Raw genomic sequence first — 25,807 nt, forward strand, 5'->3', positions numbered from 1 at the left:
TTGGTAATTTCGCCCTCTTACATTAACTTAATAAGATCCTGATGGTGTGGTTTGAAAAATTGAAGCTGAATAAGCAGTTGGTTAGATCGGTAAATGAAGCTGGTTTTACAAACCCGAAAGAATTGCAGCAAAAAACGCTGACCAGAATTATCGGCGGTCAGGATATTATAGTTATTGGCCCCGAAGGCAGCGGCAAAACAACCACCTATGTTTTAGGTGTTTTAAACCGGTTTAATTACGCCCCCGAAGGTGTTCCGCGTGTGCTGATCCTGGTTCCGGAAAAAGAACAGGTGGAAGCTGTGATGCAACAGTTTGAACTGCTTAACAAAAACAGATCCATCTCCATAGTTGGCCTGTACGTTACCCCAGGCATTGAAGCCCAGATGGACGCACTTGCCGATGGCGCCGATATTGTGGTAGCCACTCCCGACAGGGCCAGGGCTATTTATCTTAAACTTGGCCTCAACCTTAATAAAATTGACCTTTTTATTATTGACGACGCCGACCTCATGATTAAGAAGGGTATGCAACTACCTGTAACCGAGCTGGCAAACAGTATTACTAAATGCCAGCACCTGGTATTTACCGAGGTAATGCACAACAAACTCGAAAAAATGATAGCCCCTTTCATGAAGCTACCTGCAACTATTGAGGTAGAGGAATTGGAAGAAACCCCGATACAAACACATCAGCAATTATTATATCATGTGCCCAACTTCGGCACCAAGCTAAACCTGCTCAATTTATTTATGTATGATGATGAGCTGTTTACCAAAACCGTTGTATTTGTAAACACCAATGCCACAGCCGATAAATTGTACAAAGGCTTGCAAAGCCGCCTGCGCGACGCGGTAGCTGTTTTAAACCCGCGTTTTTTTGACACCCATGGCTTTAAAACTATTGAGGATTTTAAAGCAGCGTCCCATTCCAGAATATTGATCGCAGCTAACGAGAATAATGAAAGTATCGACCTGGTTGGTATTCCCTTTCTTATACATTTTGACCTGCCTGTCGAAAAGGAGCTGTACATAGCGCGCGTCACCAATCATCAACCAGACAGCGAAGATGAAACCATGGCCATTACCTTTGCCACCGACCTTGAATTAAGCCAGGTGAAGAAAATTGAACAGGCCACCGGCAAAAAAATCCCAACAGCCTCCCTACCCGATGAACTGGTGATTGAAAAAGAAGTAAAAGCAAAAAAAGAAGAAGAAAAACCCACCAAACCAAGCGCTGATGCTCCCGGCGCAGCCTTCCATGAAAAGAAGGCAGCCAACGCCAAAACCTACAATTACAGTTCGGGCCAAAAGGCTAAAATGAACAACAAGCGCAAACACTAATTATCTGGCACAATAAGCTATATATAAGTCTTCCACCTTTTTACGTGCCCAGGGCGTTTTGCGTAAAAATTTAAGGCTTGATTGTATACTCGGATTATCATTAAAACAATTGATACGGATGCGTGCGCCCAGTTGTTCCCAACCGAAATGGGTAACAAGTTCATTCAAAATTGCTTCTAAAGTTTTGCCATGAAGGGGGTCTTTGCTCTGTTGCTGCATCATGTAAAAGTACAGCTTGATTTAACAGATTGCTTAAAATTTAAACCACAATGCCAATAACTTTTCAAACACGTTGTTTTACAATTAGTTAAATTCAATTTAACCGAATCATAACCAAATTTCTTATTAATACGTTTAAATAACTATTCGGAATTATGTAAATTTTTAAGAGTTATTTGCTAAATTTAGTAATTAACATATTAACCTGATAATGTACTATTACTGAACTACCATTTTGTAATTTATCTGATATAATGAACGGCGCTAAGTTTTATTTTCTTCTATTTTTTCAAGCTTTATCATTATATGTATCTGCACAAGATTATCCCCTTCATTTTCAGCGCATAGGCAGCAGGGCCAACTTATCAGAGCTTAATGTAAACACCATTATGCAGGATAATCGTGGGTTTATATGGGTAGGCACACGTGATGGTTTAAACCGCTTTGATGGCAATAAGTTTAAAATTTTCAGAAATGACATTACCGATAGTACAAGCATTGGCAACAACTATGTTAACCATATTATTGAAGATAAAAACGGCGACCTCTGGATAGCTACTATTGGCGGTGGTTTAAATAGATATGATCGTAAAAAAAATCGTTTTCATAAGTATTTGCACAGTAACAGTAACCCAAATAGTATTTCCAGTAATTTTATAATAAAGTTAGCTTTTGATAAAAACGGCAACTTATGGATAGCTAATCAGAAAGAGGGTCTTGACGAATTTATTATCAGCGAAAACAGGTTTATACACTATAAATACGATCTCAATAATCCGCAAAGCATCAGCGATAATTATTTAAGGGCACTTTGTGTAGACAGGCAAAATAATTTATGGATTGGCACTACTGATGGCGGTTTAGACAAGTTTAATATTAAAACCAAAAAATTCACCATTTTCAGGCGTAACGAAAAGGATGATACTTCTATATCATCTGATAAGATAAATACCATTTTTGAAGATAGCAGTTATCGCTTATGGATAGGGACCGAAGGCGGTGGGGTTAACTTATACAACAGTAACAACGATACTTTTAAGCATTTTAAAAACGACCCAAACAACAGCAATTCACTTTGTTACAACGACATACAATGCATAACAGAAGACAGCAGCAATAATTTATGGATAGGTACCGAAAATGGCGGCTTAAGTGTTTTTAATGTTGCCCGAGGCAAGTTCAACACTTTCCACCAGGATGATGTTGACAACAGCAGTATTGCCAGCAATTCAATTGATGTTATATACAGGGATAATGTTGGTAATATGTGGATCGGTGCTTTTGCATCGGGTATTAGCTTATATAAAAAGATAAAAGAAAACTTTGTTCATTACAAACACAGCTCAGATCCTAATAGTTTATCGAGCAATTATGTTTTGGGCTTTTATGAGGACAAAAACAACAATATATGGGTAGGAACCGATGGCGGCGGGTTAAATCTTTTTGATCCTGTAAAAGGCAGCTTTATTACTTATAAACACAAACAAAATGATAAAACCAGTATTGCCGGCAATTATATATTATCGATAAAGGAAGACCATCAGGATAATTTGTGGATTGGAACGTGGGGTGATGGCTTAAGTGTTATGGATGCTAATACTCATAAATTCAAGTCATATAAACATGACCCAAAAGACAGCACCAGCCTAAGCGGTAATAATATATATGCCATAACCACTACGCCTGATCATAAAATATGGATAGGCTCTTTAGGCAACGGACTTAATTTGTACAATCCCGGGACAAATAATTTTACACGTTTTAAGCATAGCGCCAAAGATCCTAATAGCCTGAGCAGCGATAATATCAACTCCTTACTATGCGACTCGAAAGGAAATCTTTGGGTAGGTACAAATGATGGCGGACTTAACCTTTTCAACCCAAAAACCAATTCATTCACCAGTTATAAGCATAATGATTCGGAGAACAGCATAAGTAACAATACCACCCTTGATCTGCTTGAAGATAAAACGGGCAATATATGGATATGCACTTTTGATGGTTTAAACTGCTTTAATCCTCAAACAGGTAAGTTTACCAGTTATAAAACCCGGGATGGATTACCTAATAACTATACTTATGCTATTAAACAAGATAGCAAAGGTAACCTGTGGATAAGTACCAACAACGGCATATCAAAATTTAACCCGGTTACAAAATCCTTTAAAAACTTTACGGTTGATGATGGTTTGCAGGCCGATGAATTTAAGCCACACGCCGCTTTAAAAAGCAGTGATGGCAAATTATACTTTGGGGGGGTTAACGGCTTTAATGTATTTGATCCGGATAAAATAACGGAAACAATTTATAATCCGCCTTTAGTTTTAACCGACTTTCAAATTTTCACCAAAACCGTTCCGGTTGCAAATAGTAATGATGATTCATCGCCATTAAAGCAGGATATTACAGTTACTAAATCTATCACCTTAACACATGACCAGTCGGTAATTTCATTTGAGTTTGTTTCGTTAGATTATGCCTTAACAAACAGAACAGTTTACGCTTATCAGCTGATTGGTTTTGATAAAGGGTGGAATTATGTAGGGCGTAAAAATACTGCTACCTACACCAACCTGCCGCCAGGCTATTACATATTTAAGGTTAAAAGCCAAAATAGCGACGGTAAATGGTCAAACCATGAATTGAGTGTAGAACTCACTATTTTGCCTCCCTTTTGGCTTACATGGTGGTTTATGGCGCTATCAATTGTATTTATTTTGGGCGTTGTTTATGGCTTGTATCGCTTAAAGGTAAATTCCATCATCGCTCAAAAAGCCCTGTTAGAAAAACAGGTATCAGAGCGCACTGAAAAAGTTTTACAGCAAACAGAAGAGCTAAAAAAACAAGCTGCCGATCTTCAGCAATTAAACTCCGACTTAAAATCGCTCAACGAAGAGCTGCTATCACAATCAGAAGAGTTAGAGCTGCAACGCTTGCAGGAACAGCAAGCCCGCGAAGAGGCAGATAAAGCTAATCAGGCCAAAAGCATATTTTTGGCTACCATGAGCCATGAAATAAGGACTCCAATGAATGGTGTGATAGGTATGGCTTCGCTTTTAGGTGAAACCGATCTGAACAACGAACAGCGCGAGTATACCGATACTATTATAGCCTGCGGCGATAGCCTGGTGAACGTGATTAATGACATCCTTGATTTTTCAAAAATTGAATCAGGAAAAATGGAAGTGGAACAGGAAGATTTTGACCTGCGCCATTGCATTGAGGAGGTAATGGACCTTTTTGCGCCAAAAGCAGCCCAGCAGGACCTTGAGCTGGTTTACCAGATTGACACTGCCCTCCCCCAGCAAATTGTTGGTGATAGCTTACGCCTTAAACAAGTAATAACAAACTTAACCGGCAACGCCTTAAAATTTACACTTAAAGGCGAAGTATTTATCAAGGTATTTCTGTCTAAAAGTTTTGATAACGGTGAAATTGAAATAGGCTTTAGTGTAATGGATACCGGTATAGGTATACCAGAAGAAAAAGTGCCCGAACTATTTAATGCTTTTTCGCAAGTTGATTCATCAACTACGCGCAAATATGGCGGTACCGGATTAGGACTTGTGATAAGCCAGCGATTGGTAAACCTGATGGGTGGGCATATTTGGGTAGAAAGTGTTTTTAACGAGGGATCTGTCTTTGTATTTACCATAAGGGCGGCCATCAGCAAAAAACAATCGAAACATGTACCGGTAGAGTTTAATCCGACCGAAATGGAAGGCAAGAAAATACTGATAGTTGATGACAACCAAACCAACAGATTTATACTCCAAATACAATTGGAACTTTGGGGCTTATTACCGGTAACAGCATCTTCGGCTATAGAAGCACTACACCTGCTCGAGATTGATTCGAGAATCAATTTGGTTATAACAGATATGGAGATGCCCGATATGAACGGCATTGAGCTGGCAAGGGCAATTAAAAATAATTACAAGGGGCTTCCGGTTATTATGCTGAGCTCCGTAGGCGACGGCTCAAAGAAAAAGTATCCGGGCCTTTTTTCGGCCATTTTAACTAAACCGGTTAAACAAAATCAGCTGGGCAAAAGTATCCAGACCGAATTACAAAATCTCAAACCGGTATCCTTTAATGAAGATAAGTCATCGGGCGTATTTGATGAGAAATTCTCCATCCAATATCCGCTGCGTATTTTAGTGGCCGAAGATAACCAGGTAAATCAAAAATTGATTGACCGGATGCTGACCAAACTTGGTTATGATTTTAAAATGGCACAAAATGGCCATGAAGCACTGGACAGGTTAAAGCTGATTCCGTTTGATGTAATTTTCATGGATATTCAAATGCCAGAAATGGACGGGTTCGAAGCCACGCGCCATATACGTAAATACGCCTTTAAACAACCTTACATTATCGCCATGACCGCCAACGCCGGCCCTGACGACCGTGATTTGTGCCTTAGTGAAGGTATGGACGATTATATTGCCAAACCTATGAAAACGGATACGCTGGTTGAAATACTAAAAAAAGCATTCGAATCTATAAACAAAGGAAAAGAAGTTGTCTAACAACTCCTATCCCATCAGTTCCTTCATCAGTTTATCAAAAGCTTCCTTCATTTCGGCAAGGTCCTGCTCCAGTTTGGCCACCCGGGTTTCCAGTCCACTGCCCGAGCGGGTTCCGGTTTCTTCCGTCTCGTCATCCTCAGGTATTTCGGGTGTCCCGCCTAATAAATGGGCGTACCTTACCTCCTTTTGCCCCGGGCGTTTTGGTAATTGTACAAGATATGGCATAGCCGGATCAGCCAGTTTTTCGAGCATCTCCTGTACTTCCTCTATCGATTCAAACTCATACAACCTGCCAGAGTTGGTATTAAGTTCGCCTGGGGTTTGTGGCCCTCGTAGTATCAGCAAACACAGCAAAGCTACTTCGGCCGGTATCACCGGGAAAACAATAGCAAAATTGTGTTTATATTTTATGTTACGGATAGATCCGCCGGTTACGGTAGATATTAGTCCGCGTCTCTTCAGGGTATTTAATGCCTCAGTAACTGTCCCGTCGTCATAATTCACAACAGGTTTACGCGATGTTTTTTGATTACAGGCCGCAGTTAAACCATTAAGTGTCATTGGGTAATAATCGGGCGTGGTTTTACTTTTCTCCATCAGCGAGCCCAGTACACGCAGTTCAACGGCGTCAAGTACAGGTAAAGTTTTAGGTGAATCCATGGCTAAATATAAGCAGGTTTTTATAGCCTCAAAATAATAGCAGTTATTTTTAAACACTTCATGTTAATGAATGGTAAAATTTAGCTTAAATGTGTTACTTTGTATTACATGTCTTTATTCATAACATCACTAAATTCGGGAAGTAATGGCAATTGCTATTACGTGGGTAACGAGCGGGAGGCTATATTGGTTGATGCCGGCATATCATGCCGGGAAACTGAAAAACGGATGGCCCGGCTTGGTTTATCCATGCAAAAAGTAAAGGCCATTTTTGTATCGCATGAACATTCCGACCATATCAGGGGCATACCTGTGCTGGCCAAAAAATTCAATTTACCGGTATATATTACTCCGGGAACGCTGCTCCATTTAGGTAGTAGTCTGGATATGCAATATGTTCATCACCTGCGTGAGTTTGAAACGGTAAACATCGGTGAATTGCAGGTAACCTCCTTTCCTAAGGAGCATGATGCATCGGAGCCGCACAGTTTTATCATCAGCTGTCGTGATATTAACGTGGGCGTCTTTACTGATATAGGTATTGTATGCGACAGGCTTATCCGCTACTTTAGCCAATGTCATGCCGCATTTCTGGAAGCTAATTATGATGATGAAATGCTAGATAACGGCGGTTACCCTTATCACTTAAAAAGACGTATCCGTGGTGGAAAAGGTCACTTATCAAACAAACAGGCGTTAACCCTTTTTACAACACACAGGCCGGCGCACATGACCCACCTGCTACTCTCCCACTTGTCGCATAACAATAATAACCCGCAATTGGTCGAAGAGCTTTTTACAGCCTGCGCCGATGGTATAAATATAGTGGTAGCCTCGCGCTTTCAGGAAACCCCGGTTTTCCATATTGGCCACTCCGGACAAACCAGTACTTTAGTGGGTCAACTTGACCTTGGTTTTAATTTATAGTTTAGTATCAAGTAGTTAGTATCAGGTATCAAGACTAAAATCTTTGGTTAGGTGACTAACATCCAAAAAATACTTAATACCTGACACTAAAAAGCCTTACCCTGCATAAATATCCTATTGAGCATCGTGTATAACTCCGGATGCTTATGTTTAAACTCATCGGGTTTCTGAAAAAAGTATTCGGCTGCTACGGCAAAAAATTCAGCCTCACTGGTAGCGGCGTATGGGTTAATGTCCGAGTGACCTTCCTCAATTTTTCTGATCTCCTGGTGAATCATTTTTAACCAGGGAATTACATACTCGTGCGCCAGTAGGTTTTCGGGGATCCCGTCCGTTGCCCCATCTGATTTATCAAGCAGGTGAACAAACTCATGTATAGCGGTATTTTCTTTACCTGGCGACTGTGAGAACCCTTTAATTAGTGCCGCACGCGACAATATCATTTGGCCGTTCATATAACCATTACCCACCATACCCAATATATTCCGGTTTTCACCCTCAAACTGGAACTCACTATCAAAAGTATCCGGATATAAAATCACATTTGTTAAATTCGTGTATTTCCAATTCTTAAATCCAAATACCGGTATAACAGCGCTCGCAGCTATCATGACCCGGTCTGTATCTTCAACCACAGTGCCCACTCCTTCTATCGTGATACCAGCCAAAAAACTTGCGGTCTTTTGCTCAAACAGAAATTTTGCTTCAGTATCCAGATTTTGGTAAAACGGAATATGTTGCGCCAAAAGTGATTTATAAATATTGCCGGAGGCAGTGGTGCGGACCTTTGCTTTACGCCGGAGTAGCCAAAAATAGTAGGCGGATACGATGAATATGATACCAAGAATAAGGATTAAAGCCATAGCAGTTCAAATATCGGCATTAAGTAAAGTAAATCAACAGTGCGGTTAGGGCAGCTATTAGTGTATTTAAAAAGTTCACCATGTTGTTGCCGATGATCATTTGTCGCTCCAGCGTCGCACCTAACACCGAATCGGCTAAATTCCCCACTGTGCCGGCTATCACAATAACCATTATACTCGTGTCCCACCCAAAACCTATGGCATAAATCACGGCTATGATCAAACTCCCGCCAATGCCAATCAATGTACCTTCGAGGCTAATCACACCATCGAGCCCGCGCTGATCGGGTTTCCAGCTGATGATATTAAAAAAACGGCGCCCGTATACAGTCCCCAATTCTGACGACAACGTATCGGCAGTAGCCGAAGCAAAACCGGCAGCCATCATCAGTTGCCATAAATGAGTTGAGTTTGGTATTAGTAAAACCATTATGCCAATTATAGCCGCGATACCGGCATTGGCTAAAACCTGTCCGGGTGTGCGCCCCTTTTTGTGTTCTTCGGCGGTAGCAAAATTTTGTTTTTTGCTTTTTTGCCATGATGTGGCAGATGAACCCAATATAAAAAAGGTAGTCATCATAGCTACCCCGGTATATCCCGCCCCTGCAAAAACCAGGCAGGCCACCGCGGCACCAGTCAATGCGGCCAAAAATGTAAGCTTGCGGGCCAATAAACTATAGGCGATACCAGAAACCAAAATAAGGGCCAATAAGCCATAATGTGCAAGCATAATAACCAAAGGTATTTATTGCCGGGATAATAATTAAATTAAGCAGTCAATTCATACTTTTGAAGCTACTATGAAAGATATATTAGGACAGGCCATACACGATCATTATTACAAAAAGCCAAAGCATAAGTTATGGATCAATAATCAATACGGCCCCAAAGAAGAAATGCCCATTGACATTTATTTTCGGGATGAAGATGATATGCCCGATATAGAATGGCTGGCATTAAACGAGTGCCGCGGCGAGGTTCTTGATATTGGCGCAGGCGCGGGAAGCCATGCGTTGCTGTTGCAGGAACGGGGCTTTGATGTTACCGCGCTGGATATATCAGTCTTAGCTTCGGAAGTGTTGAAAGCCCGCGGAGTTAATAAAATAATCACTGCCGACATATTTGAATATCAGGAGCAAAAGTTTGATACCTTACTATTGCTCATGAACGGCATTGGCCTTACAGGTACTTTACTTAACCTGAAAACCTTTTTACAGCATGCCAAACTGTTGCTCCATAAAGGTGGCCAGCTTTTGTTCGACTCGTCAGACATAGCTTATTTGTATGAAGGCAAGCTACCTGATAACGGCCGGTATTATGGCGAAATCCAATATCAGTATCAATATCATCAGCAAAAAACAGATTGGTTCCCCTGGCTTTATGCAGATGAGAATACGCTTGCTGCCATTGCCGATGAAATGGGTTACAACATGGAGGTTTTACTGGAAGATGAATACAAACAATACCTGGTACGCCTAACGCTTAAATAAACTGTCATGAAAAAAACCATTGAATATATACTGGAAGGTCGTGAGAAAAAGATAACTGAAGATGATGTGGTAAGGCAGCCTTTACCGCATCAAAAGTTCAGGTTTGCCAATCCTTTTATTGTTTTGCACCACATGGGTCCGGTAGTTATTCAACCAGGACAATTGTCAAGGATACATCCGCACCCGCATCGTGGTTTTAGTCCCTACACCTTTATGCTGCAGGGTGAAGGTTACCATCGCGATAATGCAGGCAATGATAAAGTACTTAAAGCCGGTGGCGTACAATGGATGTTTGCCGGCCGCGGTATTTTACATAGTGAAGGCCCAACCGATGAGCTATTAAAACATGGCGGCACACAGGAAATTATACAACTTTGGATAAACGCGCCCAAGGCCCATAAATGGGACGAACCATTTTACCAGGCCGCAACACGCGAACAATTACCATTGGTGCTACAGGGAGATGGCTTGAATTTCAGGCTCGCCAGCGGCGATTACGAAGACAAAACAGGACCTATTAAAAACTTCACTCCTGTTATTTCCATTATAGGCGAAATTACCACCGGAAAAACCGCCAGTTTCACGGCTACTCCGGGCTACTGGACCTTATTATATATTACACGTGGCGATGTGGTAGTAAACGGTGAAACTATTGCAGCTCATAACCTTATTGTGTTCAGTAAGGAAAATGAAGATATTGCCGTGACAGCTACAACGGATGCCCAGGTACTTTATCTCTCGGCCCAACCACTTGAAGAACCGGTTGCCGCTAAAGATAATTTTGTAATGAATACCCCCGAAGAGAATGAACAGGCCATTTCTGATTATAAAAATGGCCTGTTCGGGAGTTTGAGTTTTTAAAATAACGAAGTGTTACTTTGTTTTGCGGATGTAAATATTTCCGTTCATATTCTTCATCATCATCTCGGGGCCGCCGCCTTCAATTTTGCCGTATACCCAGTCATCAATTTTCAGGCTGTACATACCGGCTTTATTGTTGCGCGAAACCGCGGGTTTTTGCTGGGTGTTGGTAACCACATCAAAATCGGTATAAATATCACCACGGTCTGATTTTAGCTTCACGTTAGCTTTTAATGTAGCCGGGAAGGTTACATCAACATTTCCGTTCAGAGTAGAGAAAGCCATGGCGGCTTTGGGGTCGATGGCCTTAAATTTCACATTAACCTCCCCATTAACGGTGTTGGCTACAACCGAACCTGAAACATTGTTCAGTTTTATGGAGCCATTCACATTGGTTACTTCCAGTTCGCCGCTCACATTGCTCACATTAATGTCGCCATTGTTCACCGTATTGAGTTTTAATTTAACATCGTTTCGCGGAACCTTAATGGTCAAATTGATATTCTTATTGCCCATGCTGCTGTGGATATTAACCTGGTTGTTATTTTCTTCGGCAGTTACATCCAGACTATTAGCCGGACTTAAACGTCGCATGCCGATAGCAGCCTCCTTAACACGTCCACTCTTTTCATCTCCCGATTGTGCGTCAATAAGTATATCTTTCCCCTCATAGCTTACCAATGTAATAGATCCGCTTACTAAATGGGCATTCAATTTATATGGCTTACCCGGATCGCTTAATGGTACCACCAATTGTTCTGAATTGCTACTTTGCGCCCAAATACGCGTACTGAGCAACAGAATAAGTATTAATACACCTCCAATTTTTATGGTTTTTGTCCTTTTCATATCGTAACCTTTATTATTGTTTTTTTATGTAAATATCCCCGTTAAGGGTTTCAAATTTGAATATTTTGCCACCCGCCCCAATCCGCACATCCGAGTTTTTACTGAGTTTGTAAACGGTGCCACTATTATTTTTTGATTGTGTTTTAACCACTTTGCCAGGCATTACCTCAGCATTAGGGAAATCGGTATAGAACTGGCCGTTCATGCTTTTAAATTCCAGGTCGGCAGCTAAACTTGCCGGGTAAGTTACCTTCACTTCTCCGTTGATAGTTTTGTAAGATGAGGCATCAGCTGGGATTTTTAGATAATTAGCGGTTACCGCGCCATTAACAGTATGCGCCTCGGTAGTACTCTTGGCATTCACAATATCTATCGGACCGTTCACATTATTTACTTTTAGCACACCATAAACATCCTTAACCGTAATGCGCCCATTGTTGACTGTTGATACGCGCAAATCCAAACCAAAAGGCACTTTCACGTTAAACTCCAGGTTGTATCCGTAGTGAATGCGCCTGTCATCATCTCTGTTACGCCAGCTATGTGGCCTTGAATCATAAGGTTCGGCAATATAAGCCATCACGGTGTCCTGTTTCTGATCAAAGGCAAGCTTAAATTCCTTTTTACCCTGCTCCAATGTGGCCTGATCATCTGCAGAAATGGTTTCGTCAATTTCCATGATCACCTTGTCGCCGGCATAACCCTGTACATTAATGGAACCGCTGATATTATAAATAGCCACCACACCTTTTTGCAGGGTAAATTGCTTACTGATATGTTGCTTAAACTCCTGTGCTGAGGCCGAAATCTGGACAAAGCACAGCCCCACGCCCGCCAAAACGGGTATTAATGATCTTTTCATATTTTGTTTTTTAAATTAGCTGGGTTATGGTTTCGTTGATCTTTTCACGTACACCGTGATCAAGATTTTTTTGTTTCAATAGTTCTTTAAATGACTTCACTGATCGTTTTTCCTGTAGTTTCAACATAACATCGGCGATGGCCGATTGCATTAAAGGCGAATCCTGCTGTACAATTGACTCAATTAGCCCTGCCCTCACCTCCGGATGACTGGCTAAATGAGCTAAGGCATCAAGCGTACTCAGGCGCACATTTACATTAGGGTCGTTATTTAGCGTAGCCAGCAACGCATCAATAACCTGTTTGTCTGCATGTTTTATTTCGCTGGTATAACTTACCCCCCTCATCCGCTCTGATGCCGATGGGTTCTCCAATAAGGCCAGCATCATGGTTTGCCGTAGTTCATGCACCTGCGTGGTAAGTGCCTGTAGTTGTTGCTCCTGGTTATCACTCCGGCTATTGTGAAAAACCCAATATCCGCAACCAAAACTCATTAGTATTATTATAATAGTATAAGCCAGAGGCCATCTTGGCTGTAACTGCCAGAGCTTGTTCCAGCTATCATGAATGTTATTCAAAAAACTTTTTTTGTCATTAACTGATGCAGTGTAAGTATCCAGCATAGTATAAAACCTGACCTTTACATTTACTGAAGGCTCCGGCGTTTCCATCTCACCCATCTTATCCCATAATGTTTTCATAATAACCACATCTTCCCGGCAGTTATTACAACCTTCTATATGCTTTTCCAGTTCTTCCTGCGTGGCAGGCGGCAACTGTTTGTTCATATAATCTGTAAACAGATCCTGGTATTGCTCACATTTCATCATATTTCTGTTTAACGTTTCCTTTTTAAATACACATTTTTCAACTCCTGCATAGCCCTGTGTACCCTAACCTTTACCGCCCCTTCGGTAACCTGCAGTATTTGTGCTATTTCCTGGTGCTTAAGCTCCTGAAACCTGCTCATAATTAAAACCTCCCGGTAATCACTGCTTAAATTTTCCATTGCTCCATGAAGTTCTGACCGGGTTTGCTTTATTTCAAGTTGCTCATCTGCTGCTGTACCTCCATCAAGTCTGTCGGCAAACTCTTCTACATCATAGTGCCTGGCTTGCTGCGCTATTTTTTTATAGCTGTCTTTTAATATGTTGCGCGCAATCTGGTACATCCATGCTGTAAATTCACCGTCTCCGGTAAAGGTGTTCCGGTATTTAAGCATCTTATAAAAAGTGGTTTGTACCATATCTTCGCTGCCCTCCCTGTTATACGTCATGTGAAACAAAAAGCCATACAAAGACCGGTGATGCCGCTCAAAAAGCAACCCCATTTTTTCCAGGTCCCCGGCCTTTATCCGGAGCATGATGGCATTATCAGTTAGTGTATTCAAACAGGTTTGGTTATCTTATTTATACTGGAGACTTCAGCAAAATAAAATGGTTACAGAAAATTTAAGAAATAATTCAATTTGTTTAGCAGCTATTTGAAATTACCTCATCGTTGGTATTCCCTGCATAAAGGTATTATAAAAAAGAAGGCCCTCATTGTTAAATGCTGGCCTTGCTCTTTCATGATAAGGTGTGTTAATATTTGTTGGGGTTAGGTTAGGTTTGATTTTATATAAAGGGGTATTAATTTATAGCATCAAGTATCATAGTGCCCATTAGCTTTGACTTTTTATCATAGGTTTCTGACTTTACAAAACGGCCCAGCTTTGGGGCAAACCATTCGGCTGCTTTGATGTGCACCGGAATACCTATGCCCATCATTTTTATTTTCATTGTAGCATCGTACGTAATGCGATAACAGTCAAAACTACCGGCGTTGGTATTTACGGTTTCAGCCTTATCAACCATGCGGTTGGTAATATCCATTTGTATTTGCGACATCGGCTGCCCGTTATTGCTCATGTCAATAGTTACCGCCCCATCATCCAATTTTTGCCCGGCGCTCAAATTAAGCGGGTAAGCCAGGTATTTGGCTTCACCCGTCATTTGCATATTACTGAACTGTTTCATGGAAGATGCGGGCACAAAGGCTTTCATATCAATTTTAATAGCATCGCCACTGCATATCATTTCAGAATCACCCCCTCCTACTGATTTTCCATTTTTATCGAAAACCTCACTATGAACACTTACGGTTGAGGCATCTTTTTTTGTAGCGGTATATATCAGCTTGCCTTGTGCGTTGCCTTTAGCATCCTGGTTTAAATAAATCAGCTTTTTCCCATTTACGGTACCTACAAACTGATTGCAGTTTTGAGCATTAACAAACTGATTACAAAAAATAAACAGAACAACTAATATAAATAGCTTTTTCATCCAGAGGTTATTTATACAAGTAAAAGTAAACTTGTAATTAACTGTTTACAATAGTATGAACACGCGTTCAACCTTCGGGTTTTACGCATTTTACCACGTCATTCGCCCGATGAAAACAATATATTACTTATTTATCTGGAGGAGATATCATTACCTGATTAAGCGCCAGCTGTAAGTTAAAATTTGGCTGCTCGGTATTACTTGTTACGTTATTTATATAAGTATGATTAAAATAAGCTGCAAGCGAGAGGGTGTATATGCCTTGAACCGGAGAGAACAAAGTACCCGCCTCATAACCTTTTTCATGATTTGCAGCCCGGGCTTTATCAAAACCCACCTTACTGTTTACAAATTCCGGATGAGTTTTAGCCCCGGTTACAAAAGGCACTAAAAAATCAACTGATTTTTGAATAGATGCTCCGTTTTCAGATTGATATACAAAATAGTTTTTCCCGGTTGCCCGGTAAATAACCATACAGGTTCTCAACAATGGTTCAAGCGTATAGGTATGGTAATGCAATGCATCCCTTTCTAAAAAGTCAAAACTTGTTCCGTCGGGATTAAGATCTTTGGCAATCTGTTTCTCCAGTGCATGGTAAATCGGTTGTACATAACTGGTATCATGCAATGTAAAAGTAGCCAGCGTAATAATCTTAATGCGGTGTGAATTCCAGTTGTTGAAACATGTTGTTTTACCGGGTTTCGCCGATGTGCTGTTAAGTTCGGCTTTGACAATACTTAATAACCAACTATCAATCTCAGTTCTGGCATCAGCAGCAACATCATTTCTTAGCAAATCGTACCCGGTAATCATATCCTCTAACTTGGTTTCATTAATAGGATCGCCGTTGGGTTTGTTGGTTCGCGCCCAGGCTAACAGATATTCCTGTGCTTTTTCCAAATATTGCTTTTGCCCATACAGCCTGTAGCATATAGCTAACGCATAAGCTTTGTTGCCATCCTTCAGTGATTTAAGACTGGCTGTTTTTGCAGGGTTTCCGGCAAGTACCCCCTGCGACACAATTGTTTCAATAGGATTTGGCTGTTCATCCATTGCCTTTGCAGCAGTTTGTCGATAAAGGTCAAAAACCTTCCGAACAGCTGCATTGGTTTCAATATTTCCCTTCAGCGCCTTAATTTCTGCAGCAGTTGAACTTACGTACTGTGCTTGTACATGCAACGCTGCAATATGGAAGGCGGCCAACAATAACATCCTTTTCATTGCAAACGTTAAAAGTGGCTAATTACCTGTTGACCTTTATTTAGACGTTGTTTACGTAACAGCGCTTCCAGGAAATAATAATCGGCGTAAATGATCGGTACGTCTATCTCGCTGTGGTTTGGTTTATGACCGGTACTATGCAATAATAAAAACCCCATATTGCTCCCGGCCGGCGCTTCATAACGCGTGCTTAGTATATTGATGATCTTATCGGCCTTTGACCTGTAATCTTTACCATTTTTGCTATAAGTGCTCAACTCATACAATGCTGACGCAGTTATTGCCGCCGCCGAAACATCGCGGGGTACATTGGGTATAGCCGGATCATTATAATCCCAGTATGGCACCAGGTCGGCAGGTAAATTAGGATTGCTAAAAATGAACCGTGCAATATGCTCGGCCTGTTGCAAATAAACTTTGTTATGTGTTTCCCTATAACACATAGTATAACCATATAATCCCCAGGCCTGCCCCCGGGCCCATGCCGATTCATCTGCATAACCCTGATGGGTTTGCTTATGCAGCACCTTGCCTGTTTCCGGATCATAATCCACCACATGATAAGAACTATAATCGGCCCTGAAATGATTTTTCATGGCTGTATTGGCATGTGCTACCGCAATTTTAAAATAGCTTGAATCGCCGGTTAAGCGGGTAGCTTCAAATAATAGTTCGAGGTTGAGCATATTATCAATAATAACCGGAAACTTCCATTGCGGACGGTTGTCCCATGATTTAATGGAACCAACAACAGGGTTAAACCTGGTTGAAAGTGTTTTGGCAGCCTCAATAATAACCTCCTTATAATGAGAGTCATTTGTTAAACGATAGCCATTGCCTATGCTATTATATACCTTAAAACCCATGTCATGGGTAATACCATTGGTTTTTTCCTTTTCAATATTGGCGCTGAACTTTTTGGCAAGCTCCATCCAGGTTTTGTCTTTTGAATATTCATACAAAAACCACAGTTCGCCCGGGAAAAAACCACTGCACCAGTCTTTAGAAGCTACCATCACCAATTTACCATCAGCACTCAAGGTACGTGGAGATACCAGCATAGATTTATCGGGATCGGCTTTTTTAATACTATCAACTTCTTTAAGCATTAGCGCCATCTGTTTTTGAGCAAAGGAAAAGGCCTGAGCCACATCGGTTTGCGAAAAGGCATTAAAAGCCAATAAATTCAGCACAAAAAAGGTAATAAAATATTTGGTTCTCATATAGGTTATACAAAGGTTCATAATCGGTTTATCGTCTAAAACCCGGGGTTGGTTATGGGCGATGATGGTCGGCTCAATATTACAACGTATTCCTGCTAAATTGAAAGCATAGTGAGTTAATTTTTACGCAAACGTTTTAGTTGACTTATTTATTTACAAAGTATAGTGTTATAAAATCAACTGAAAAGTCCATTTGAATTTCAAAATGCGTTTAAACACACCCCGGTTTAAAGTTTTTTATCTATTTTTATGAAAAAGCCGGCTGTGTTGTTATTTATTTTTGTTGATTTGTCGGTGAAAAGCCAATTATGAATTTTGATGCCATCACTATAAGAGATATTGCCAGAGAATTACAACTATCGGTATCAACAGTATCCAAAGCGTTGAGAGACAGTTATGAGATTAGTGAAAAAACAAAAAAACTGGTACTTGAATATGCAAAAGAAAATAATTATCGGCCAAACCCGATGGCGCAAAGCCTCAAAAAAGGCCATAGCAAATCTATAGGCATTGTAGTTTCAAGTATTGATAACCAATTTTTCTCGCAGGTGATTAATGGAATGGAGTCTGAAGCTTATAGCCAGGGTTATAATGTGATTATTACCCAAAGCCATGAATCGTATGATCTTGAGGTACAAAATGTAAGTCACCTTATTCACCGCGCCATTGACGGGCTTTTAATTTCCATCGCTACCGAAACCGCCGATGTAGAGCACCTCAGAAGGCTACAGCAACAAGGTTTACCTATTGTTTTTTTTGATCGGGTTAGCAGTGAAATAGATACGCACAAAGTGATAGTTGACAACCTTGGTGGCTCTTACCAGGCTACTATACATCTGATCGACTCAGGCTATAAAAACATTGCCCATATCACAAGTTCGGTAACATCATCAGTTACTACCCAACGGCTATCAGGTTATGTGCAGGCACTGGTTGAACGGGGCATAGAAGTAAATGACCAATATATCAAATACTGCGCCCATGGCGGCCTTAACCTGGAGGAGCTTGAACAGGCAGTAGATGAATTGTTGCAATCATCTACCCCACCAGATGCCATACTAACGGCGTCTGACCGGATCACGACATCAACTATGACCCTGCTTCATAAAAAAAATATAAGGATACCACAAGATGTGGCTCTTGTTGGTTTTTCAAACACGGTACTGGCCGATGTACTAAATCCCTCGCTTACATCGGTGCACCAGCCGGCCTTTGAAATTGGCAAAAAAGCAACCGAAATGTTGTTGAGCATCATTAACAGCAAACGTCCTGTTACCGAGTTTGAAAATGTGATATTGCCAACAGAACTGTTTATTCGTAATTCTTCATTAAAAGTAGCTCCTGAATAGCATCTTCTCAACTCCGCCCGCATCGAAAACGATTGCGTAAATAAAGCTGCCTTAATTTTCAAGACGATTACATTTAGTATATATTTTTGAAGCGTACCCCTTTGGTAGCAAACTGCTACTTATAAACCAAAACATTGCGGCAGCTTAGCGGATTTTGATATACCTATGAAAAGATCAGTACTATTATTATCAGTTTTTATTTGCACCTCTGTTGGCTTTAGCTATGCTCAGCAAAAAACGAGGCTCACAAACAATTGGGAATTTTTAAAACAAGATATCGGCGGCATATGGGAAGCAGTACGCCCGGTTACTCCGGGCAATCCTGAAAGTGTACCGGTATGGCAAAAGGTAAATCTGCCCCATTGTTTTAATGCCCGCGACGCGGTTGACCCCGATGTAAACTACTATCAAGGCCCCGGCTGGTACCGTACCCAACTGGATATTCAAAACCCTTATGCTGGTGGCCATACATTATTGCATTTTGAGGGGGCCGGGCAAAAAACGGATGTATATGTATATACTACCAAAGTAGGCTCACACTTAGGTGGCTATGATGAATGGACAGTTGATATAACCCAGGCTGTTGAAGATTTTAAAAAGACAGATATATATCAGAAACGCTTTAAAGGTCATATACCCATCGAAATTAGGTGTGACAACTCACGCGACCTGGAAACCATCCCTTCGCAACTGTCAGACTTTAATGTTTATGGTGGACTTTATCGCTACCTGAACCTGGTTTATGCGCCCGCACTTTCTTTAGACAAGATATTTGCGTCCGCACAGGTTGATAAAGACGATAAACAGGGTGATCTACAGATTAAGGCCCGCTTTTACAACCCAGCCGGTAAAACCGCTGCCGAAGGTACAGTGAGGCTTATCGATCCTCAGGGTAAATTGATCATGCAAAAAAACTATAGCGTGAATGATTTGAAAAGTGATGCGGCGATTGGCACATTCCAGATTAAAAAGCCAAAAGCATGGTCGCCGCTTAGTCCGGCTTTGTATACGGTAGAGGTCTCTGTTAAATCGGATGACCAGGTTTATGTTCAAATCGAAAAAGTGGGTTTCCGCAATTTTGAATTTGCCGATAACGGCCCGTTTTATTTAAATGGCAAACGATTACTGCTGCGTGGCACCCATCGCCATGAAGATCAAGCCGGTGTAGCTGAAGCTATGACTGATAATATGATGCGGCAGGAAATGCAAATGATGAAAGACATGGGCGTCAATTTTATCAGACTCGGCCATTACCAGCAATCGCGAACTATCCTTAATCTGTGCGATAGCCTGGGTATACTGGTTTGGGAAGAAGAGCCGTGGTGCCGCGGTGGTTTGGGTGGCGAAGGCTATCAAGCCCAGGCTAAACAAATGATGACCAATATGATTGAGCAGCATTATAATCATCCGGCTATTATTTTATGGGGATTGGGTAATGAAAATGACTGGGAGGGCGATTTTCCGGTGTATGATAAGGAAAAGATCAGGACATTTATGAAGACGCAGAACGATCTGGCGCACAGTCTTGATCCGTCACGTAAAACCACTATCAGACGCTGCGATTTTTGTAAAGATATACCGGATGTGTACTCCCCTTCTATTTGGGCCGGCTGGTACAGGGGCCTGTTCACCGAATATAGAGCTACCTCCGAGGAGGAATTTAAAAAAGTAAAGCACTTTTTCCATGCCGAATGGGGCGGCGACAGCCATGCCCTGCGCCATTCTGAAAACCCAGACAAGGCACTAAGCAACATCAAAAGCGGTAGCGGTACCGATGAACGTTTGGGCGATGCTTCGTTATACGGGGGCGCGGCCCGTGCATCCAAAGATGGCGACTGGAGTGAAAGCTATATCTGTAACCTGTTCGACTGGCACCTGAAAGAGCAGGAAACCATGCCATGGCTTACCGGTGCGGCTTTTTGGATATTTAAAGATTTTTCGACACCTATTCGCCCTGATAATCCTATTCCGTATATGAACCAAAAGGGTGTTGTGGAGCGCGATCTTACGCCAAAGGAATCGTACTATGTTTTCCAATCGTACTGGACAGATAAGCCGATGGCCCACATCTATGGCCATACCTGGCCGGTACGCTGGGGCGATGCCGGCGAACAAAAAATGATTAAGGTATACTCCAACTGCGATAATGCCGAGCTTTTTGTGAACGGCAAAAGCTATGGTATAAAAAAACGTAACAGCCAGGATTTTCCTGCGGCCGGCCTCCGCTGGATGGTTGTTTTCCAGGCCGGGAATAATGATATTAAAGTAATTGCCCACAAAGGTAAACAAACTGTTACCGATCAGATCAGTCAGCAATACCAGACCGAAAAGTGGGATAAACCAGCTAAGCTACAAATAGAAAAAATTAAGGATGAAAACGGCGAATCCACTGTACAGGTAAAACTGGTTGACAGCAAGGGCGTACCCTGCCTTGATGCCGTTAACTGGATCAACTTCTCATTAAGCGGTGACGGTACACTAATTGACGACCTCGGCACCTCTCGCGGATCACGTAAGGTACAGGCTTATAACGGCAGGGCTTTAATCAGCGTAAAAAACAATAAAGGTAAAAGTGTAGTTGGCGTGCAATCGCCTGGTTTAGAAACGATATTTATAAACCTATGATCATGAAGTTCAAAATACGTTATATTTTATTCTTTTTACCCTTGCTGCTCATCAGCTGGCAAACCGGTACCCCTCCCGATGTTAAACAGGTGGTGACCTTAACCTTAAAGCAGGACATTCTTAAAGAAGCAGCCTGGGCCATGCAGCAAAAGCCCGTTACGGTTACCGCCGAAACGTGCCCGCGCAGCAACGGGGGCAAACATGATTTTTATTCTGAAGGTGATTATTGGTGGCCCAACCCACAGGACCCAGACGGTCCTTATATTCAAAAGGACGGTTTAACAAATCCGCAGAATTTTGTAGCCCACCGGCTGGCCATGGTCCGTTTTAGCCGTATAATGGGCGCACTCGCATCAGCCTATAAAATTACCGGCGATAGCAAATATGTTAAGCAGGCGGTGTGGCACCTTAAAGCATGGTTCATAAACCCCGAAACCTTGATGAACCCCAACCTGCAATACGCCCAGGCTATTAAAGGTGTGGCTACTGGCCGGGGCATCGGTATAATTGATACCATACAATTAATGGAGGTTGTGCAGGGATTGGAAGCTATGCAAAACTCACCATTGATAGATAAGCAAACTATTGAGGCTGTAAAGAGCTGGTTTAGCCAATACCTTACCTGGCTTACAACGCACCAATATGGTAAAGATGAAATGAATGCCAAAAACAATCATGGCACCTGCTGGGTAATGCAGGCTGCCTGCTTTGCAAAGTTTACCGAAAATAAAGAGATATTGGATTTTTGCCGTAATCGTTTCAAAGAGGTTTTACTGCCCAGTCAAATTGCTGCAGATGGCAGTTTCCCGCTGGAGTTAAAACGGACAAAACCCTATGGTTATTCTATATTTAACCTGGATGCCATGACTACCATATGCCAGCTGCTGAGCAACAAACAGGATAACTTATGGACCTATGAAACTCCAGATGGCCGTTCGATAAAAAAAGGGATTGCGTTTTTGTTTCCGTACCTAAAGGATAAAAACACATGGCCCTACCCGCATGATGTCATGCACTGGGAAAGCTGGCCGGTTGCCCAACCCTCGCTGGTTTTTGGTGCAGCGGCATACAACAATGCCGATTGGCTAAACACATGGAAAAGCCTGGAACATTATCCTAAAGATGAGGAGGTCATCAGGAATTTGCCTGTAAGGCACCCGCTGATCTGGTTAAATTAAAGATCACATAAAAAAGATCCGTTAATATTAAGAGGGCACTGAAAAAGTAGTGCAATAAAACGAATTACGAAAAGCGATCAAGAGAAAAGGCAACTTTTACTTGGTCGCTTTTTTGTTCTGATTGCTTTTGTGTGGGTGATTTAATGTGGATAATACGGGCCTATAGGAGTTTGGGGAGTGCAAAAAACGGCTAAATACCTCTTTTTATTGTTTTTTAGGCGATCAGTTTGATGATCCTTTTCAGATTGACAGTAAAGATGGCCAATGCGCCCTGCATCTGCATGTTTTCGATACCATAAGCTATCGCCCGGTCATAACCATGAACGTTTTTTAGTTCACTGTTTTTGGCTTCGATCTTATACCTGTGTTTGATGCTTTCCTTATATTGTGTCGTTTCCTGAAAAGCCATCTGTTGTTGGTGCAGGTCTGACTTTATGCTTACAGAATAGGTCTTGGTTTTTGCCCCAGGTTTGTAGCAACCCTCCCTAAATGGGCAGATTTTGCATTTTTCAACATCAAAGTAATACGTGTCTGTCTGATTTGTTCCAACGTTCTTTTTTCCCTGTCTTGATTTTCGTATCGACAAATGCCCTGCAGGGCAAACGAACATATCAGCGTCTTTGTTATAATTGAACTTATCTTCTTCTTTTCTAAACCCCTGGGTAATGGTTGGGTTTAGTTTGGCTACCACCTTAATATCCTGTCCGTTCATTAACGCAAGGTTCTCTTTTCCTGAATAAGCCGAATCGCCGATGATCCTTTCTACTTCAATGCCGTTGTTCTGACTGATCTCCAGAAGCTTGGGAAGTTCCGGCCCATCGCCTTTTTCTCCCGAAGTGACCACCGCAGCGGTAATAATCCGTTCCTCCGTCATCGCCAAATGCGTCTTATAACCAAAGAAGGAACTATCTGCAGATTTATGGCCTGTTTTAGCATCCTTGTCTTTGGATAGCGTATAGTGCTCCTGAGTATCTGCTACTGTCTCTTTCAATAGATTCAGTTTTTCTTTTACCGCAGGTATCTGGCTTAACGTTTGATCAGCTTCGATGTGCTTTTCCAGCGCGCTGCAATAAGCCAGTTCCTTTTCCAGTTCGTCAGTTGTGTTCTTTTCAGGCATACCGGCCTTCATGTCTTCATCGATAGCATATACCGCTTTGCGGAGCAGTTTCGAGCGTTCCCGCAATACTTCCAATGCTGAATATGGGTTTGACCGTGACAGGGAATGCGTAGCATCAACAATGATGGATCTGGACCGGATGACCCCTTTTTCAATAGCGATAGCGACCGTTTTACCAATGAGCAGGTTTAACAGATCATTATCCTTTAGCCGCAGCTTTCTGAACTTTGTTAATGAACTGGGATCAATAACTTCTTCTTCAGGCGACATATCAAGGAAATATTTGAAAGACATATCATACTGCGAACGCTCAACCACATCAACGTCTGAAACCGTATAAACCGTTTTCAACAACAGATACTTGAACATCCGTACAGGGCTTTCTGCTGCCCGGCCGTTAGTAATGCTGTATTTGCTGATCAGTTCATCATAGATAAAGGTAAAATCTACCAGGTCATTGATCTTCCGCAGAAGATTGTCTTTAGGAACGATCAGGTCATATAAGCCCGAAAACGCGCTAAAATGGATCTTTTGTTGTTGAACGAGCATCTTGTAGTGGCTTTCTTTTGACACTTCAAGATACAAAAAACGGGGTTGAAAAACTGATTTTTCAACCCCGTTTAGCCTATTTAGACTTTTTCAGTGCCCTCAATATTAACGGGTCTTTTTTATGTTCCCTCAATCTTTTTAATTAAAATAGCTATTCAGTCGGGTAATTCCCTGGTAAATTTGATTTGGGTTAACACAGGGCCATCAGCGGGGTAAGTGATGTAATTTAACATTAAAAAAGAGCCGTTAATACTATAGGTTGCTTTCTCATATAATTGAATATTGCTTTGCGTTTTAACTGCCGGGCTATTTCCGTGCTGTTCAGATGTTTCTTTGATAGTAACCTTTAAGCTATCGCCCTTAATGAAATAAGTACCTGAAAACGAAGTTATTGATACATCACCATTATTGTGATATGTAAATGCCGTCATAAACGAGCCGTCGCTTCCAAAATATAAACGCCGCTCATAATTTGCTTCGACAGGAACAGCATTCCAGCCACCTAACAAGGTTTTAACAGGATCGGTTACTTGTCTCTTTTCTTTTTTGCATGCCGTGGTGATTAACGTGGCACCGATAAGCACGGTAAGTGATAAGCTGATAAAGTTTGATTTTAGTGATATCATAAAAATGCAGGTTTTATAAACATTACGGCTTACCAATATATTTTGCTACAATCAATTACAACTTAATAATTATTTAATAAGTGAATGATTATAGCGTTCGACGGATGAATAAAAAACGTCCTTCGCAATGTTTTTTAAATTTTGCCATTCAAACCCACCATATATCGTGTCGAAATCAATTTTATCCACCCGCCGAATTACCTCTTTCAGCACCTTTGCCGGTAGCGGAATACAATTTGGATAGCTATACATAAATGCCAGGTGTTTTTTACTTTTCGCCACGTAAATACTATCTCCTGTTAACAGTGCTGCACCTGCCGACAAGCCCTGCACCCTCAGCACACTGCTGCCCGGAAAATGCCCTCCGGTATTGATGATAGAAATACCATCCCACAGTATTTGTTCAGCGCCTTCCCAAAACCTTATCATTTGCCCTTTATTAAACATCCATTGCTCATCGGCCTGGTGAATATAAACCGGGCAGTTAAAAGCAGTTGCCCATTCGTTTACGTTGCTGTAGAAATGCGGATGCGAAAAGGCTATTGCCTTTATCCCACCTTTCGACCGGATGAAATCGACTACATCCTGGTTAAGCAACGGTATACAATCCCATAAAATGTTACCTCCCGGCGAAAGCACCAACAAGGCTCGCTGGCCGAGGGCAAATGCCGGTGTTACCTGCAATGCATAAAGCCAGGGAGTTAATTCAGTAATACTTACCCCATGACTGGCTGCAACTTCGCTTGAATTGGTCCACACCTGCCCATCCTCGGTAAAGTATTGGCGGTCATCATTGCAAACGGGGCAGATATCAGCTGATAGTCTATTAGCTGGATATTGCGTGCCGCAGGTACGGCAGGTGTTTTTTATTTGTTCCATTTAAATTACTGTTTAAGTGATCTGATTAAATTTCTTTAATGAGCATCTAATTTCAGCCATTATTGGACCATTTGATTAGTCCAGCTTTAACAAAGCAATTAGTCCAGATTTAT

At 41.6% G+C, this 25,807-nt stretch carries 22 protein-coding genes; 8 read left to right on the forward strand and 14 right to left on the reverse strand.

All coding sequences use genetic code 11. The features are described from left to right. Nucleotides 1-41 precede the first annotated feature (41 nt). On the forward strand, nucleotides 42-1,340 hold the full coding sequence (locus SNE25_RS21910) for a DEAD/DEAH box helicase (protein WP_321561144.1): 1,299 nt from the start codon (nucleotides 42-44) through the stop codon (nucleotides 1,338-1,340). Here SNE25_RS21910 and SNE25_RS21915 read toward each other — a convergent pair whose 3' ends face one another. Continuing rightward, complete coding sequence (locus SNE25_RS21915; protein WP_456085485.1) at nucleotides 1,341-1,562, reverse strand: VF530 family protein; 222 nt, start codon at nucleotides 1,560-1,562, stop codon at nucleotides 1,341-1,343. 251 nt (nucleotides 1,563-1,813) lie between these two features. Between SNE25_RS21915 and SNE25_RS21920 the strand changes: the two genes are divergently transcribed. Further along, nucleotides 1,814-6,091, forward strand: a complete 4,278-nt coding sequence (locus SNE25_RS21920; protein ID WP_321561145.1) for a hybrid sensor histidine kinase/response regulator — start codon at nucleotides 1,814-1,816, stop codon at nucleotides 6,089-6,091. Nucleotides 6,092-6,097: 6 nt separating this feature from the next. Here the strand turns inward: SNE25_RS21920 and SNE25_RS21925 are convergent, their stop codons facing one another. Further along, complete coding sequence (locus SNE25_RS21925; RefSeq protein ID WP_321561146.1) at nucleotides 6,098-6,751, reverse strand: YceH family protein; 654 nt, start codon at nucleotides 6,749-6,751, stop codon at nucleotides 6,098-6,100. 108 nt (nucleotides 6,752-6,859) lie between these two features. Here SNE25_RS21925 and SNE25_RS21930 point away from each other — a divergent pair, with 108 nt between their 5' ends. Next, on the forward strand, nucleotides 6,860-7,678 hold the full coding sequence (locus SNE25_RS21930) for an MBL fold metallo-hydrolase (protein ID WP_321561147.1): 819 nt from the start codon (nucleotides 6,860-6,862) through the stop codon (nucleotides 7,676-7,678). A gap of 86 nt (nucleotides 7,679-7,764) precedes the next feature. Here the strand turns inward: SNE25_RS21930 and SNE25_RS21935 are convergent, their stop codons facing one another. Continuing rightward, nucleotides 7,765-8,541, reverse strand: coding sequence for a M90 family metallopeptidase (locus tag SNE25_RS21935; protein ID WP_321561148.1), 777 nt, complete (start codon nucleotides 8,539-8,541; stop codon nucleotides 7,765-7,767). Between the two features lie 19 nt (nucleotides 8,542-8,560). Further along, nucleotides 8,561-9,271 (reverse strand): DUF92 domain-containing protein, encoded by a 711-nt coding sequence (locus SNE25_RS21940; protein WP_321561149.1) that lies wholly within the window; start codon nucleotides 9,269-9,271, stop codon nucleotides 8,561-8,563. Nucleotides 9,272-9,341: 70 nt separating this feature from the next. On the opposite strand from SNE25_RS21940, the gene SNE25_RS21945 reads away from it, so the two are divergent. Continuing rightward, nucleotides 9,342-10,031, forward strand: a complete 690-nt coding sequence (locus SNE25_RS21945; RefSeq protein WP_321561150.1) for a class I SAM-dependent methyltransferase — start codon at nucleotides 9,342-9,344, stop codon at nucleotides 10,029-10,031. Nucleotides 10,032-10,037: 6 nt separating this feature from the next. Further along, nucleotides 10,038-10,892: a pirin family protein gene (locus SNE25_RS21950; RefSeq protein WP_321561151.1), complete on the forward strand. Its 855-nt coding sequence runs from the start codon at nucleotides 10,038-10,040 to the stop codon at nucleotides 10,890-10,892. A 12-nt stretch (nucleotides 10,893-10,904) separates the two neighbouring features. Here SNE25_RS21950 and SNE25_RS21955 read toward each other — a convergent pair whose 3' ends face one another. The 7 genes from SNE25_RS21955 to SNE25_RS21985 form a co-directional block, all read right to left on the reverse strand. Continuing rightward, a complete protein-coding gene (locus tag SNE25_RS21955; RefSeq protein ID WP_321561152.1) occupies nucleotides 10,905-11,741 on the reverse strand; it encodes a DUF4097 family beta strand repeat-containing protein in 837 nt (278 codons plus the stop codon). A 13-nt stretch (nucleotides 11,742-11,754) separates the two neighbouring features. Continuing rightward, complete coding sequence (locus SNE25_RS21960) at nucleotides 11,755-12,603, reverse strand: DUF4097 family beta strand repeat-containing protein (RefSeq protein ID WP_321561153.1); 849 nt, start codon at nucleotides 12,601-12,603, stop codon at nucleotides 11,755-11,757. 10 nt (nucleotides 12,604-12,613) lie between these two features. Further along, nucleotides 12,614-13,432 (reverse strand): zf-HC2 domain-containing protein, encoded by an 819-nt coding sequence (locus SNE25_RS21965; protein ID WP_321561154.1) that lies wholly within the window; start codon nucleotides 13,430-13,432, stop codon nucleotides 12,614-12,616. Between the two features lie 8 nt (nucleotides 13,433-13,440). Then, complete coding sequence (locus SNE25_RS21970) at nucleotides 13,441-13,992, reverse strand: RNA polymerase sigma factor (protein WP_321561155.1); 552 nt, start codon at nucleotides 13,990-13,992, stop codon at nucleotides 13,441-13,443. Between the two features lie 241 nt (nucleotides 13,993-14,233). Further along, nucleotides 14,234-14,926: a TapB family protein gene (locus tag SNE25_RS21975; protein WP_321561156.1), complete on the reverse strand. Its 693-nt coding sequence runs from the start codon at nucleotides 14,924-14,926 to the stop codon at nucleotides 14,234-14,236. Between the two features lie 127 nt (nucleotides 14,927-15,053). Continuing rightward, nucleotides 15,054-16,148 (reverse strand): alginate lyase family protein, encoded by a 1,095-nt coding sequence (locus SNE25_RS21980; protein WP_321561157.1) that lies wholly within the window; start codon nucleotides 16,146-16,148, stop codon nucleotides 15,054-15,056. A gap of 8 nt (nucleotides 16,149-16,156) precedes the next feature. Further along, nucleotides 16,157-17,371, reverse strand: coding sequence for a glycoside hydrolase family 88 protein (locus SNE25_RS21985; protein WP_321561158.1), 1,215 nt, complete (start codon nucleotides 17,369-17,371; stop codon nucleotides 16,157-16,159). Nucleotides 17,372-17,679: 308 nt separating this feature from the next. Here SNE25_RS21985 and SNE25_RS21990 point away from each other — a divergent pair, with 308 nt between their 5' ends. From SNE25_RS21990 to SNE25_RS22000, 3 genes are all read left to right on the forward strand, one after another. Further along, entirely contained in the window at nucleotides 17,680-18,720 is a 1,041-nt protein-coding gene (locus SNE25_RS21990; protein ID WP_321561159.1) for a LacI family DNA-binding transcriptional regulator, read from the forward strand. Between the two features lie 165 nt (nucleotides 18,721-18,885). Then, a complete protein-coding gene (locus SNE25_RS21995) occupies nucleotides 18,886-21,345 on the forward strand; it encodes a glycoside hydrolase family 2 TIM barrel-domain containing protein (protein ID WP_321561160.1) in 2,460 nt (819 codons plus the stop codon). 2 nt (nucleotides 21,346-21,347) lie between these two features. Then, a complete protein-coding gene (locus SNE25_RS22000; protein WP_321561161.1) occupies nucleotides 21,348-22,523 on the forward strand; it encodes an alginate lyase family protein in 1,176 nt (391 codons plus the stop codon). Between the two features lie 214 nt (nucleotides 22,524-22,737). On the opposite strand, the gene SNE25_RS22005 is transcribed toward SNE25_RS22000, so the two are convergent. From SNE25_RS22005 to SNE25_RS22015, 3 genes are all read right to left on the reverse strand, one after another. Then, complete coding sequence (locus SNE25_RS22005; protein ID WP_321561162.1) at nucleotides 22,738-24,189, reverse strand: IS1182 family transposase; 1,452 nt, start codon at nucleotides 24,187-24,189, stop codon at nucleotides 22,738-22,740. Between the two features lie 155 nt (nucleotides 24,190-24,344). Next, a complete protein-coding gene (locus tag SNE25_RS22010) occupies nucleotides 24,345-24,815 on the reverse strand; it encodes a hypothetical protein (RefSeq protein ID WP_321561163.1) in 471 nt (156 codons plus the stop codon). A 69-nt stretch (nucleotides 24,816-24,884) separates the two neighbouring features. Next, nucleotides 24,885-25,694: an MBL fold metallo-hydrolase gene (locus SNE25_RS22015; protein ID WP_321561164.1), complete on the reverse strand. Its 810-nt coding sequence runs from the start codon at nucleotides 25,692-25,694 to the stop codon at nucleotides 24,885-24,887. Between the last annotated feature and the right edge of the window lie 113 nt (nucleotides 25,695-25,807).

Origin of the sequence: Mucilaginibacter sabulilitoris, from assembly GCF_034262375.1 — a bacterium.
GTDB classification, from domain to species: domain Bacteria; phylum Bacteroidota; class Bacteroidia; order Sphingobacteriales; family Sphingobacteriaceae; genus Mucilaginibacter; species Mucilaginibacter sabulilitoris.